Annotated in this window: 14 protein-coding genes; 4 read left to right on the forward strand and 10 right to left on the reverse strand. The window is 68.6% G+C overall.

Annotated elements, in window-relative coordinates; genetic code table 11:
- Positions 1–532 precede the first annotated feature (532 nt).
- Entirely contained in the window at positions 533–1,051 is a 519-nt protein-coding gene (locus AS93_RS0108650) for a lipocalin family protein (protein WP_175444364.1), read from the forward strand.
- A gap of 34 nt (positions 1,052–1,085) precedes the next feature.
- On the opposite strand, the gene AS93_RS0108655 is transcribed toward AS93_RS0108650, so the two are convergent.
- The 9 genes from AS93_RS0108655 to AS93_RS0108695 are packed head-to-tail and all read right to left on the reverse strand — an operon-like array spanning position 1,086 to position 9,373.
- The gene (locus AS93_RS0108655; RefSeq protein ID WP_155956126.1) at positions 1,086–1,595 is read right to left on the reverse strand and encodes a DUF2878 domain-containing protein; all 510 of its coding nucleotides are present in this window, start codon (positions 1,593–1,595) and stop codon (positions 1,086–1,088) included.
- A 5-nt stretch (positions 1,596–1,600) separates the two neighbouring features.
- Positions 1,601–2,875: a cyclopropane-fatty-acyl-phospholipid synthase family protein gene (locus AS93_RS0108660; RefSeq protein WP_027590250.1), complete on the reverse strand. Its 1,275-nt coding sequence runs from the start codon at positions 2,873–2,875 to the stop codon at positions 1,601–1,603.
- Positions 2,862–3,650, reverse strand: a complete 789-nt coding sequence (locus tag AS93_RS0108665; protein ID WP_027590251.1) for a DUF1365 domain-containing protein — start codon at positions 3,648–3,650, stop codon at positions 2,862–2,864. The genes AS93_RS0108660 and AS93_RS0108665 overlap by 14 nt, the downstream gene beginning before the upstream one ends.
- The gene (locus tag AS93_RS0108670) at positions 3,647–4,894 is read right to left on the reverse strand and encodes an FAD-dependent oxidoreductase (RefSeq protein WP_027590252.1); all 1,248 of its coding nucleotides are present in this window, start codon (positions 4,892–4,894) and stop codon (positions 3,647–3,649) included. Before AS93_RS0108670 ends, AS93_RS0108665 begins: the two co-directional genes overlap by 4 nt.
- Positions 4,891–5,655, reverse strand: a complete 765-nt coding sequence (locus AS93_RS0108675; protein ID WP_027590253.1) for an SDR family NAD(P)-dependent oxidoreductase — start codon at positions 5,653–5,655, stop codon at positions 4,891–4,893. The genes AS93_RS0108670 and AS93_RS0108675 overlap by 4 nt, the downstream gene beginning before the upstream one ends.
- Entirely contained in the window at positions 5,652–6,077 is a 426-nt protein-coding gene (locus AS93_RS0108680; protein WP_027590254.1) for a nuclear transport factor 2 family protein, read from the reverse strand. The genes AS93_RS0108675 and AS93_RS0108680 overlap by 4 nt, the downstream gene beginning before the upstream one ends.
- A complete protein-coding gene (gene phrB, locus AS93_RS0108685) occupies positions 6,070–7,509 on the reverse strand; it encodes a deoxyribodipyrimidine photo-lyase (RefSeq protein ID WP_027590255.1) in 1,440 nt (479 codons plus the stop codon). The genes AS93_RS0108680 and phrB overlap by 8 nt, the downstream gene beginning before the upstream one ends.
- On the reverse strand, positions 7,497–8,414 hold the full coding sequence (locus AS93_RS0108690) for a MerR family transcriptional regulator (RefSeq protein WP_027590256.1): 918 nt from the start codon (positions 8,412–8,414) through the stop codon (positions 7,497–7,499). Before AS93_RS0108690 ends, phrB begins: the two co-directional genes overlap by 13 nt.
- Before the next feature lie 2 nt (positions 8,415–8,416).
- Positions 8,417–9,373 carry a DUF523 and DUF1722 domain-containing protein gene (locus AS93_RS0108695; RefSeq protein ID WP_027590257.1) on the reverse strand — a complete coding sequence of 319 codons (957 nt, stop codon included), beginning with the start codon at positions 9,371–9,373 and terminating at the stop codon, positions 8,417–8,419.
- A 137-nt stretch (positions 9,374–9,510) separates the two neighbouring features.
- On the opposite strand from AS93_RS0108695, the gene AS93_RS0108700 reads away from it, so the two are divergent.
- From AS93_RS0108700 to AS93_RS0108710, 3 genes are read left to right on the forward strand one after another with little or no spacing between them, the layout of a single operon-like run.
- Positions 9,511–10,056, forward strand: coding sequence for a lipocalin family protein (locus tag AS93_RS0108700; protein ID WP_037008753.1), 546 nt, complete (start codon positions 9,511–9,513; stop codon positions 10,054–10,056).
- The gene (locus AS93_RS19930) at positions 10,043–10,957 is read left to right on the forward strand and encodes a diguanylate cyclase (protein ID WP_155956125.1); all 915 of its coding nucleotides are present in this window, start codon (positions 10,043–10,045) and stop codon (positions 10,955–10,957) included. Before AS93_RS0108700 ends, AS93_RS19930 begins: the two co-directional genes overlap by 14 nt.
- Before the next feature lie 60 nt (positions 10,958–11,017).
- The gene (locus tag AS93_RS0108710) at positions 11,018–11,776 is read left to right on the forward strand and encodes an EAL domain-containing protein (protein ID WP_027590259.1); all 759 of its coding nucleotides are present in this window, start codon (positions 11,018–11,020) and stop codon (positions 11,774–11,776) included.
- A gap of 27 nt (positions 11,777–11,803) precedes the next feature.
- On the opposite strand, the gene AS93_RS0108715 is transcribed toward AS93_RS0108710, so the two are convergent.
- A complete protein-coding gene (locus tag AS93_RS0108715) occupies positions 11,804–13,132 on the reverse strand; it encodes a methyl-accepting chemotaxis protein (protein ID WP_027590260.1) in 1,329 nt (442 codons plus the stop codon).
- Positions 13,133–13,251: the final 119 nt, after the last annotated feature.

Genomic DNA, 13,251 nt, shown 5'->3' on the forward strand with positions numbered 1-13,251 from the left:
CTGATCCAGTCGCTTCGGTAACAGGAAAAACCCGCTCCTCGGAGCGGGTTTTTTGTTTGTGGTATGCGCGAACCGTAGATACGTCTTGCCCCCTACGTTGCAAGCGCGCCAGCGTAGGGCGGACAACGTTGTTTTTTGTCCGCCACCCTAAGCCCTGGCACTGGTGCGCAGCGGTAGGGCGGACATCGTTGTTTTATCCGCCTCTCCAGGCCCGGCCCGGCGCGCAGCGGCGGACAGGTAAAGCGTTGTCCGCCCTACCTTCTGGAGCGGCGTATCGCCCCGGACGCGGCGGCAGGCGCAAGCCGCTTCGGACCGATAGGGCGGTTGGCGCTTTTCCGGCCGCCGATGCGGCTTCCCCGAAGGTCTGTCCGGCCCAGGCACGACGTTTATCCGGCCGCCAGGCGCTGGCACGGCTCGGGCGCAACCTGCCACCGGCACCATGGTCTACCGGTTTCGGCGTCCCCGCCGCATCGCTACTACCAAGGAGAACACCCCCATGACGCGTCATCGTTCGGGAAGTCTGCTGGTTGGAATGCTGTTGGTTGCACTGCTCGGCCTGACCGGCTGCTCCACATCGCCCCCCGACGGCATCACGCCGGTCGCGCCGTTCGAGATCGAGCGTTACCTGGGCAAGTGGTACGAGATCGCCCGCCTGGACCACCGCTTCGAGCGGGGACTTTCCAATGTGACGGCCACCTACAGCCAATGGCCGGACGGTGAAGTGAAGGTAATCAACCGGGGCTACAACGACAACAAAGGCGAATATGAAGAGGCGGAAGGCGAAGCCCAATTCATCGGCTCGGAGAACGTCGGCTCGCTGAAGGTCTCCTTCTTCGGCCCCTTTGCGGGTGGTTATCACCTGGTGGCGCTGGACCAGGTGAACTACAGCTGGGCCCTGGTGGCGGGTGCCGATCGGGATTACCTGTGGATCCTCTCCCGCGACAAGCAGCTCGACCCCAAGATCCAGGAGTACCTGGTGCGCCAGGCGGCGCTGCTGGGCTTCGACGTCTCGGAGCTGATCTGGGTGCGCCAGGACCGCGACGACGCCTGACTCCCGGCCCGCACCGTCACCTCCCGTAGAGTGGTCAACGCCCCGCGTTGGCCACCACCGGCAGTCGTGCCAGCCCATGCAACAAGGGCATCACCACCGCCCACACCCCCGCCAGCACCAGCAGACTCGGCAGCAGGCCCCACGGCAGGCCAACCCCGGCCAACTCGGCGCCGGCCAGGTAGGACAGCGGCCCGCCAACCGCACCCAGCAGGCTGGCCCGCCACCAGGGGCGCGCCGTCCAGGCCAGGCAATGGCGCAGCGTGGTGGCGAACAGCGCCCAGAGCAGCGCCAGCCACAGCGGCGCGACCGGGGCGCCAGCGCCGAAGTCGAACAGCCCCAGGTTGAGCAACGCGCTGTCCAGCAGCCAGCCGGCCAGCATGGTCAGTGCAACCAGGCGCCATTCGCCGCGCGTCGGCGCCATCCACAGCAGGTGCACCAGCAGGCAGGCGACGGCGACCAGCAACAGCCAGGGCCGCTGCGCGCCCAGCACACAGGCGAACCAGCCAAGCTGGAACAGCCCGGCATTGGCCAGCACGTGCGCCAGCGGCATCAGAACCCCCGCGCCAGCAGCGGCTCGGGACGCGCGCCGGGCTTGGCCAGCAGCAGTTGCGCGGCGCCGATGCTGCGTTCCAGGAAGCCGCCCTCGCAGTAACAGAGGTAGAACTCCCAGAGCCGGTAGAACTGCTCGTCGTAGCCGAGCTGTTCCAGGCTGTGCCGGGCGCGGTGCAGGTTGTCGTGCCACAGGCGCAGGGTGCGCGCGTAGTGCAGGCCGAAGTCCTCCATGTGGTGCAGGTTCAGGTCGGTGTCGCGGCCGACGTTCTCCAGCAGCACCTGCAGCGAGGGCAGGGCGCCGCCCGGGAAGATGTAGCGCTGGATGAAGTCCACCGAGCCCTTGGCCTGTTCGTAGCGCTGGTCGCGGATGGTGATGCTCTGCAGCAGCATCAGGCCGTCGTCCTTGAGCAGTCGCGCGCACTGGCGGAAGTAGGTCGGCAGGTAGCGGTGGCCGACCGCCTCGATCATCTCGATGGACACCAGCTTGTCGTACTGGCCCTCGAGGTCGCGATAGTCCTTGAGCAGCAGGGTGATGCGATCCTGCAGGCCCTGGGCCTCAATGCGCTGGCGGGTGTACTCGTACTGCTCGCGCGACAGGGTGGTGGTAGTCACGCGGCAGCCATAGTGGCTGGCCGCGTACAGCGCCATGCTGCCCCAGCCGGTGCCGATCTCCAGCAGGTGGTCGTCGGGCTTGAGGTCGAGCTTCTCGCAGATGCGCTGCAGCTTGTAGAGCTGCGCCTGTTCCAGGCTGTCCTCGGCACTGCGGAACATGGCCGCCGAGTACATCATGGTCGAATCGAGCAGTTGCTCGAACAGCGCATTGCCCAGGTCGTAGTGGGCGGCGATGTTCTTGCGCGAGCCCCGGCGGGTGTTGCGGTTCAGCCAGTGCAGGCCGTGCAGCAGCGGGCGGCCGAGACGCGCCAGACCACCCTCCAGACCGTCCAGCACGTCCAGGTTGACGACGAACAGGCGGATCACCGCGGTGAGGTCCGGGCTGCTCCAGTAACCCTGCATGTAGGCTTCGCCAGCGCCGATCGATCCGTTGCCGGCCACCGTCGGCCAGAACGCCTCGTCGTGCACCTGGATTTCCGCCCGCAGGTGGGCATGGGCATCGGGTTGGCCGAACAGCTGGCGCTCGCCGGCCTCGACCAGGCTCAGTTGGCCGTGGCGCAGGTGCGCGAGCTGGCGCAGCAGTCCGCGTTTCAGCAGGCCGGCCCCCAGGCCGTTGGCCAGCAGGCCGTTGCGCGGGGAAGTCAGGTCAGGGCTTTTCATGGGCGGACTCCTGTCGGGCGGTGCGCTGGTCACCGAGAGCGGATTGGTGATCGAAGATCGGCGTGCGCTTGAGCAGCAGGCGCAGCGCCTGCCAGTAAATGCCCAGCAGCGTCTTGCCGGTCATCCAGGGAAAGGCCAGCAGGTGGCGGTGCAGGCTGGCGCGGTCGAGGGGCTCGCGGCGCAGGCCGAGGCCGGCCTCGAAGAGTTTTTCCTCGCCGCGCCAGTCCTCCATGTGGACGAGCAGGCGCTCGTCCGGGCGCGAGAAGCGCATGCGGTACTCGAGGTCGCGAGGCAGGAACGGCGAGACGTGGAAGCTCTTCGGCACGCGGTGGCGCAGCTCGCCCTCGCCGGCCGGGAGGACGTAGTAGTAGCGCTCGCGCCACGGCGTATTGCTCACCTCGCAGAGGATCGCCGCCAGGCGGCCGTCGGCCTCGTGGCAGAAGAAGACGCTCAGCGGGTTGAACGCCAGGCCCCAGCTGCGCGGCTGGGTGAGCAGGCAGACGCGACCCTGCGGGCGGTGGCCGAGCGCCGCCTCGACCCGCTCGCGCACCGCGTCGATCAGCCGTTCGCCGTGGCGGGTGTGTTCGGGCAGGTGATCGGTTTCGCGGAAGGCGAAGGGCGCGAGGCGCGAGCGCCCGGCCAGCGACGACAGGCCGAGCACCTGCTCCTGCTCGTCGAGGTCCAGGTAGAGCATGCCGATGCGGTAGCGGAAGGCATGCGCGCGCGGACTGAAGCGCCGGTGGCTGACCCAGCCGTGGTAGAGCGCGCTGTTCACAGCGCCTCCCCGAACGCAGCGGCCACGCGCAGGGCGCTGACCACGCCGTCCTCATGGAAACCGTTGGCCCAGTAGGCGCCGCAGTAGTAGCTGTGCCGCTCGCCGAGCAGTTCCCGCCAGCGCTCCTGGGCGGCCAGTCCGGCCAGGCTGTACTGCGGGTGGGCGTAGGTGAAGCGGGCGAGGATGCGCGCCGGGTCGATGGCGGCGGTCTGGTTGAGGCTGACGCAGAAGGTGGTGTCGCTGTCGATGCCCTGCAGGATGTTCATGTTGTAGGTGACGGCGGCCGGCTGGTCGGCCGGCCCGCCGAGGCGATAGTTCCAGCTCGCCCAGGCCAGGCGGCGCGCCGGCAGCAGGCGGGTGTCGGTGTGCAGCACCACGTCGTTGTCGGCGTAGCGCAGCGCGCCGAGAATCTCGCGCTCGGCGACGCTGGGGTCGGCGAGCAGCGCCAGGGCCTGGTCGCTGTGGCAGGCGAACACCACCTTGTCGAAGCGCTCGCGCCCGGCGGCGCTGTGCACCGTCACGCCCTCGGCGTCGCGCTCGACGCGCTGCACCGGGCAGTTCAGGCGGATGCCCTCGGCGAAGCCGGCGCTCAGCGGTTCCAGGTAGCTGCGCGAGCCGCCTGCGACCACCCGCCATTGCGGACGGTCGTTGACCGACAGCAGTCCATGGTTCTTGCAGAAGCGCACGAAGAACTGCAGCGGGAAATCCAGCATGGCGGCCAACGACATCGACCAGATCGCCGAGCCCATCGGCACGATGTAATGGTCGATGAAGCGCGCGCCGTAGCCGTTGCGGCCCAGATACGCGCCGAGGGTCATGTCGGCGGGGATACGCTGCTGTTCGAGGTCCTGCAGTGCCTGTTTGTTGAAGCGCAGGATGTCGCGCAACATGCCCCAGAAGCCCGGCGACACCAGGTTGCGCCGCTGGGCGAACAGGCTGTTGAGGTTGTGGCCGTTGTACTCCAGGTCGCTGCGCGGATCGCGCACCGAGAAGCTCATCTCGGTCGGCCGCGAGGCCACTCCGAGCTGGTCGAGCAGGCGGATGAAGTTCGGGTAGGTCCAGTCGTTGTAGACGATGAACCCGGTGTCGATGGCGTAGCGGCGGCCGTCCACCGTGACATCCACGGTGTGGGTGTGGCCGCCGAGCCGGGTGTCGGCCTCGAACAGGGTGACGCTATGGCGGCGGCTGAGCAGGTGGGCGGCGGTCAGGCCGGCGATGCCGCTGCCGATCAGTGCGATATTCATGGGGTGCGATCTTCCGTGGCGGTGCGGGCCATGCGCTTGCCCAGGGCAAGCTGCAGGCGTTGGGGTAACAGGGCGATCAGGCGCAGCGTGGCGATGAACGGCGCCGGGAAGGCGATCTCCAGGGGCCGGCGGTCCAGGCGCGCGGCGATGTGGCGGGCGGCCTTGTCCACCGGCCAGCGCAGGGGCATGGGGAAATCGTTCTGGCGGGTCAGCGGGGTGTCGACGAACCCGGGGCTGACCAGGGTGACGTCGATGCCCTCGGCGGCCAGGTCGACGCGCAGCGATTCGCACAGGTAGCGCAGCGCCGCCTTGGAGGCGCCGTAGGCCTCGGCGCGCGGCAGGGCCAGCCAGGTCACCGAGCTGCTCACCGCCACCAGATGCGGGCGCTCGCCCTGGCGCAGCAGCGGCAGCGCGGCTTCCAGGCAGTAGGCCACCGACAGCAGGTTGGCGCGCATCACCCGTTCGATCAGCGCCGCCTCGAAGCGGCGTACTTCCAGGTATTCGCAGGTGCCGGCATTGAGGATCACCTGGTCCAGCGCGCCCCATTCCTCGGCGATGCGTGCGCCGATGGCCGGCACCTGTTCGGCGTCGCCCAGGTCGCCGGGGACCACCAGTACCTGTCCCGGCCAGCGTGCCGCCAGCTGTTCCAGCGGCTCCGTGCGCCGGGCGCTGAGCGCCAGCCGGTGTCCCCGGACCAGCAGTTGTTCGGCCAGCGCGGCCCCGATGCCGCTGCTGGCGCCGGTCAGCCAGATACGTTTCATGACAGCCTCCGTTTCAGCCAGCCGATCAGCGTGCCGAGCACTGGCAAGTGCTCGTAGAGCAACGCCCCGGCGTCGAAGTAGTCGCGATGCAGGTACACGCGGCCCTGGGACCAGCGCAGGTAGGAACAGCCGTCCACCTCGATCGGCGCGCCGCCGCGCAGGCGCGGGTGGCGGTAGCGCATGGTCCAGCGCAGGTAGCCGGCGCCGGCGGCGCTCTGCTCGAAGCCGTGGAAGTCGAACTGCAGGTCCTGCACATTGGCGTACAGCGCGGCGAAGTAATCGCGCAGCGCGGCCAGCCCCTCCACCCGGTGCAGCGGGTCCTGGAAGCGGATGTCCTCGGTGTACAGCTGGCCCAGGCGGTCGAGGCTGCCGGCGTCGAGGGCGGCGAAGCGTCTGGCGAAGAGGGGCAGGAAGTCACTCATGGTCGGTCTCCCGTGATGGCAGGTCGCGGAACGCGGCCAGCGCCCGGGCGCGGCTGGCGGCGAGGTCCACCAGCGGACGCGGGTAATTCGGTGCGCCAAACAGGCCGCCGAGGGCGGCGGGTTCGTGGATGGCGCGGTTGTCCAGGTGCGCCAGTTCCGGCAGCCAGTGGCGGATGAAGCGCCCGTCCGGATCGAAGCGGCGCGACTGGCTGATCGGGTTGAACAGGCGGAAATAGGGCACCGCGTCGGTGCCGGTGGAGGCGCTCCACTGCCAGCCGCCGTTGTTGGCGGCCAGGTCGCCGTCGATCAGCTGACCCATGAAGAAGCGCTCGCCGGCGCGCCAGTCGATCAGCAGGTTCTTGCTGAGGAACATGGCCACCAGCATGCGCAGGCGGTTGTGCATCCAGCCGGTGGCGGCGAGCTGGCGCATGGCGGCATCGATCAACGGAAAGCCGGTACGCCCGGCCTGCCAGGCTGCCAGCTCCTCTGGAGCATCGCGCCAGGGCAGCGCCTCGGTTTCCGGGCGGAAGGCGCGGTGCCGGGAGACGCGGGGAAAGCCGACCAGCACGTGCTTGTAGAACTCGCGCCACAGCAGCTCGTTGATCCAGGCCACCGCGCCCGGCTGGCCGCTGGCGAACTCGCCCTGGTTGGCGCGCAGCGCGGCGTGCAGGCATTGCCGGGGCGACAGCACGCCGGCGGCCAGGTAGGGCGACAGCTGGCTGGTGCCGGGCAGGGCGGGCAGGTCGCGGCAGCGGTCGTAGTCGGCCAGGTGTTCATCGACGAAGCGCTGCAGGCGGTCGAGGGCGTGGCCTTCGCCGGCCGGCCACAGCTGGCGCAGTGTTTCGTTCGGCCGTGCGAAGCCGGCCACGCTGTCGGGCAGCGAATCGCCCTCGACCGCCAGCGGCGCCTGCGGCTGGGGACGCGGCAGGCAGTCGGGCAGGGCGTCGTGCAGGCGCGCATGGGCGACCTTGCGGAACTGGCTGAACACCTTGAAGTAGCCGCCGGAGCGGGTCAGCAGGCTGCCGGGCTGGAACAGCAGCTGGTCCAGATGGCGCTGGAAGCCGACGCCCTGGGCGGCCAGCCGGTCGGCCACCGCCTGGTCGCGGGCCGCTTCGTGCAGCCCGTACTCGTCGTTGACCTGCACGCAGCCGATGCCGTGCGTCTGGCACAGCTCGGCCAGCACGGCGGGCGCGGCGTCCCAGCGTTCGGCCTGGCGGATCAGCAGCGGCACGTTGAGGGCGTTCAGCTGCAGGCGCAGCTCCGTCAGGTTGCGCAGCCAGAAGTCGATCTTGCAGGGTGCGTCGTCATGGGCGCGCCACTGGCCGGGGGTGATCAGGTAGACCGCCAGGGTCGGCCCGGCCGCCAGGGCCGCGTGCAGGGCGCGGTTGTCATGCACGCGCAGGTCGCTGCGCAGCCAGATCAGCTGGCGCATGGTGCACCTCCACCGAGCAGACCCAGGTGGTGCAGCTGTCCCAGGGCCTCCAGCGGATCGCCCGACACGTGCAGGTTGCCGAGTTCCTGCAGGGCATCCGGATGAATGGCCACCGCCGGACCGCAGAGCAGCCGGGGGCAGGCGATGTCGTTCAGCAGTTGGCGCAGCCGGGGAAGACCGAGCGGCTGGTCGCCGCACAGCAGCACTGCGCGAGGATTCAACTGGTGCACCGCGACCGCCAGCTGCGGCGGCGGCACCGGCCAATCGAGCACCTGCACCGGGCACTCGGCGTCGCTGGCCAGCCAGGCGCACAGCCACAGGTCCGGCTCCATGGGCTGCTCGCCCAGGTTGAGCATCAGCAGCGGCGCGCCGCCGTGCTGGCGGTTGCAGTGATACAGGCGCGCGCCCAGCTTGCTGCGCAGCCAGGACAGGAAGAACACCTGCTCCAGCTGCGCGCCGGGCTGGCGCCAGCGCCGGCGCAGGGCATCGAGCAGCGGCAACAGCAGGTGCCGGCACAGGGTGGTGGCGGGATAGAGCGCCATGGCGCGGTTGAAGCAGTCGTCCAGGGCGCGCTCGGCCAGCTCCTCGATGCAGCTTTGCAACTGGTTGCGCCGTTCCTGCCAGGAGGTGTCTTCCAGAGGCTTGGCCGGACGCTGTGCATCCAGCAGCCCCTTGACCTGGCCCACCGCCACGCCACGCTCCAGCCAGTCGAGCACCTGGCGGATCTGCTCGACCTGCGAGTGGGAGTACAGCCGATGGCCCTTGGGCGTGCGCTGCGGCAGGATCAGCCCGTAGCGGCGTTCCCAGGCGCGCAGGGTGACCGGGTTGACGCCGGTCAGCCGGGCCACGTCGCGGATCGGCAGCAGCTCGGAGGCGCTGCCTGGGAGGTCGAGGGTCTCGTTCATGGTCACAGGGTGTTGCGCAGGCTGAGGTCTTCGGGATGCGGCTGCAGGTAGGCCTGGTCCGCCAGGTAACCGTCCGGGTGGTGACGCAGGTGGTGCTTGAGCAGGGTCAGCGGCACCACGAGCGGGATCTGTCCCTGGCGGTAGCGCTCGATGAGCTCCTGCATCTCCTGGCGGTCATGAGTGCTCAGGCTGCGCTTGAGGTAGCCGCTCAGGTGCTGCAGCACGTTGCTATGGCTGCCGCGGCTGGCGGGTCGGCGCAGCGCCGTCATCAGGGCGCTGAAGTAGCGCGGGGCGAAGGTCTCCAGCGGCTCGCGGTTTTCCGCCAGCATCCGGCCAAGGTCCCGGTACTGCGCGCGGCTGGTAGCCATCAGCTGGTACTTGTAGCGGGCGTGGAAGTCGTACAGCGCGCGGCGGCTCAGTCCGCCGCGCAGCAGGCGCTGCCAGGCGGCGTAGACGTAGACGCGGGTGATGAAGTTCTCGCGCAACACCGGGTCGTTGAGACGGCCGTCTTCTTCCACCGGCAGGTCCGGGCGGGTGTCCATCAGCGCGGCGGCGAACAATCCGCGTCCGGTGGCTGCGGCGGGCTGGCCGTCGTCGCGGTAGACCTTGACCCGCTCCATGCCGCAGGACGGCGACTTCTGCATGAGGATGAAGCCGCACAATTCATCCGCCTCGGCGGCCACCTGGCGGCCGTAGGCGCCCAGGGCATCGCTGACATCCAGGGCGGCGTTGCGCGAACCCACCGCGCGAGGCTGCTCGGGTTCGCCCACCAGGCGAATCGCCTGGCGCGGGGTGCCCAGGCCGATGGCCACTTCCGGGCACACCGGCACGAACTGGAAATGCCGCGCCAGCACCTCGCTGCACAGGCGCGACTCCTTGTGGCCACCGTTGAAGCGCACCGGCTGGCCGAGCAGGCAGGCGCTGATGCCGATCTTGAGAGTGCCGAGGGACGTGGTCATGGGGAACCTCATACATGTACAGCGTGGTGTGACTTGTACAGATTTGATCTCAGAATAAGGTTTTTGTTGTACATGTCAAACTTTCTGTATAACTTTGTTGTACAGTTTTCGCCGCCCCGCTGTTCCAGGAGAACGCCATGCTTCTTCGCTCCGCGCTTGCTGCCTTGCTGCTGCTTCCGCTACTCGGTCTGGTCGGCTGTTCTTATGCGCCGCCCAAAGGCGTTGCCGTGGTCAGCCCGTTCGAGCTGCCGCGTTATCTGGGCACCTGGTACGAAATCGCCCGCCTGGATCATTCCTTCGAGCGTGGCCTGAGCAACGTCAACGCCCGTTACCGCCAGCGCCCGGATGGCAGCGTCGAAGTCATCAACCGGGGCTATGACGAGAAACGCCGCCGCTGGCAGGAGGCGGTCGGTACGGCGCGCTTCATCGGTGCGGAGAATGTCGGCTCGCTGAAGGTGTCCTTCTTCGGGCCGTTCTATGGCGGCTATCACCTGGTGGCGCTGGATCAGCAGGATTACCGTTGGGCTCTGGTGATGGGGCCAAACCGCGATTACCTGTGGATCCTGGCCCGCGACAAGCACCTGCCGGCGGACGTCCGCGAGCGCCTGCTGGCGCACGCGGCCAAGCTGGGCATCGATGTCTCGCAGTTGATCTGGGTCGGGCACGATCGTGACGACGCCTGACGGGCTGGTGGCGCCGACGCCCACACGGGAGCGCTTCGTCGACTCCGTGCCGCTGGGCATGTGTGTGCTCGATGAGCGGGGTTGCATCCTGCAGGTCAGTCCCGGGCTGCTGGGTTCGCTGGGTTTCCGCCCCGAGCAGTTGATCGGTCAGGCCTTCGGCCCGCTGCTGCCTCATGGCATGCGTCTGGCTCTTGTGCGTGGCCATCGGCAGCTGATCGAGCAGGGCGGGGTGCTGCAGGGAGAATGCGTGCTGGTGGACGGACAGGGCCGCGCCCGGGCGATGCTGATCGAAGCCTGCCGCCTCGACGCGGACGCTGGCGATCGGCGGGTGCTGGTCGTGCTGGTCGACATCGGTGCGCGCAAGGCGCGCGAGCGCGAACTGCAGGAGCGCAACCGGGTGCTGGCGCGCATGGCCGCGGCCGACAGCCTGACCGGCCTGTACAACCGCCGGCGCACCCTCGAGGTGTTGCAGCGGCTGTTGCGTGCGGCGAACCGCTACCAGCGGCCGCTGGTGGTGGCGATGATCGACCTGGACGACTTCAAGGGGGTCAACGACCGGCACGGCCACGTGGTCGGCGATGAGGTGCTGGTTGCCTTCGCTCGTCTGCTCAAGACCCTGTACCGCGACAGCGACTGCGCCGGGCGCATCGGCGGCGAGGAGTTCCTGCTGGTCCTGCCGGAAAGCGACTGCGACGGCGCCAGCCGTCTGCTTGACCGCTTGCGCGAGGCGTGCCAGTCACTGCGTTTTTCCGCGCCGGGGCTGCGCATCAATTTCAGCGCGGGCCTGTATAGCCGCCGGCCCGGCGATGCCATTACCACGCTGCTGCGCCACGCCGACCAGGCGCTTTACGCGGCCAAGCGCCAGGGTCGCGCCCGACAATGCGTCTGGCCGACGGACTGAGCGGCGGCCCGTTTCTCCGTTTTCTCTTTTCTCCCTACCACCCCTTCGGACTCTCATCGCATGAGCGAACAGCCATCCCTCCCTCCCTGCGCCTCCTGCCGGGACGGCCAGGCCCTGGATTTCGATTTCAGCATGGCCTTCCAGCCCATCATCGACCTGCGTGACCGCAGCCTGTATGCCTACGAGGCGCTGGTGCGCGGCACCGACGGCAGCGGGGCGGCCAGCGTGCTCGCCCGGGTCAACGACCAGAACCGCTACGCCTTCGACCAGGCCTGCCGGGTCAAGGCCGTCGAGCTGGCCGCCCGGCTGGGTATGCCCTGCCGGCTGAGCATCAATTTCCTGCCCAACGCGGTCTACCGGGCGGCCACCTGCATCCGCGCCACCCTGGCGGCGGCACGGCGCTTCGGCTTTCCCACCGAGCGGATCATCTTTGAGATCACCGAAAGCGAGCAGCTGGTGGACAAGGCCCACCTGAAGGAGATCATCGACGAGTACCAGCGGCAGAAATTCATGACCGCCATCGACGACTTCGGCGCCGGCTATTCCGGGCTCAACCTGCTGGCCGAGTTCCAGCCCGACATCATCAAGTTGGACATGGCGCTGGTGCGGGGCATCGATACCGACCCGGTGCGCCAGGCCATCGTGCAGGGGATTCTCGGCGTGTGCCGGGTACTGGGGATCGAGGTGATCGCCGAGGGCATCGAAACCCCTGGCGAGCTGCGCCAGTTGCAGGCGCTGGGTATTCATCTGTTCCAGGGCTACCTGTTTGCCCGGCCGGCCTTCGAGGCGCTGCCGCAGGTGAACTGGCCGGCGCCCTGACGCCGGCCGCAGCGGATCAGCGCCGGGTCACTGGCGCTGATCGAGGGTCTGGGCGAACTGTCCCACCGCGTCGACGACTTTCTGGGCGCCGTGCTGGATATCGAGGATCACCGTGCCAGCCTGGTTGGCCAGGCCCACGCCCTGTTCGGCTTTCTGGGTGCCGGCCTGCATGCTGCTCACCGCCTGCCGGGCCAGCTCGCGGTTCTTGTTCACCACTTCGCCGATGGCCACCGTCGCCTCGCTGGTGCGCCGCGCCAGGTTGCGCACCTCGTCGGCGACCACGGCGAAGCCGCGACCCTGGGCCCCGGCGCGGGCCGCCTCGATGGCCGCGTTGAGGGCCAGCAGGTTGGTCTGTTCGGCGATGCCGCGAATGGCATCGACAATGCTGCCGATCTCCTCGGACTGCTGACTCAGCGCGGCGATGCTGCGCGCCACCTGCTGCAGTTCATCGGCGATGCTTTGCACCACGCCGACGGTCTGCTGCACCACCGCAGCGCCCTCGCGGGCGTGCTGGTCGGTCTGTCGGGAGGTGTCGAAGGCCAGCCGCGCCGCCTGGGATTCCGCCTGTCGCTGTTCCACCCGGCGGGTCAGGTCACTGGCGAACTTGATCACCCCATACAGTTGGCCATGTTCGTCGTACAGCGGGTTGTAGGTGGCCTGCAGCCACACGGTGGCGCCCCGGCTGTCGCGCCGGCGGAACAGTCCGGACTGGAACTCGCCGCGCTGCAGCCGGCTCCAGAAGGTGCGGTAGGCCTCGCTCTGCACCTCCTCGGCTTCGCAGAAAAGGCGATGGTGCTGGCCGCGCAGGGCGTCCAGGCGATAGCCCATCAGCTGCAGGAAGTTCTCGTTGGCGTTCACCACCTGGCCGTGCAGGTCGAATTCGATGATGGCCATGGAGCGGCTGGCGGCTTGCAGCACGTTACTGGCCGACTGCGCCTCGCGGGTGCGTGCCGTGACATCGCTGGCCAGCTGCAGGATGCGCTGCACCCGGCCGTCCGCATCGCGCAGCGCCACATGGCAGACGTCCAGCCAGCGCGGCTGGCCGTCGCGGGTCTGATAGGGCAGCAAGGCTTGGCTGTTCCGGCCCTGGCGGACCTCCTGCCACAGTCGGGTGAAGGCCTGCCCCTGTGCATAGACGGGGTGCAGCAGGCTGCGTAGCGGGCGGTCACGCAGGGTGCCCGGCGCGTAGCCGAGCGTTTCCAGATAACGCGGGTTGGCATCCAGGATCTCGCCGTTTGGACTCAGGGTGACGATTGCCAGAGCCTCGTGGACGGCGGCGCGTTCCGCGGCCAGCTCGGCCTGTTGTGTCTGGCTGGCATGCAGGGCCTGTTGCAGAGTGCGGTTACGCATGAACATCGCATGACTCCTGGGGAGGGCGGGGAAGGTGCGGATGAACGCCGAACCGCACGCGCGGGGCGGAGAGAAACGCTCCACCTGTGAATGCGGCAAAAGTTATACAAAAAGCTGTACATGTA

It is taken from the genome of Pseudomonas sp. RL, assembly GCF_000647775.1.
In the GTDB taxonomy this organism is placed as follows: Bacteria; Pseudomonadota; Gammaproteobacteria; order Pseudomonadales; family Pseudomonadaceae; genus Serpens; species Serpens flexibilis.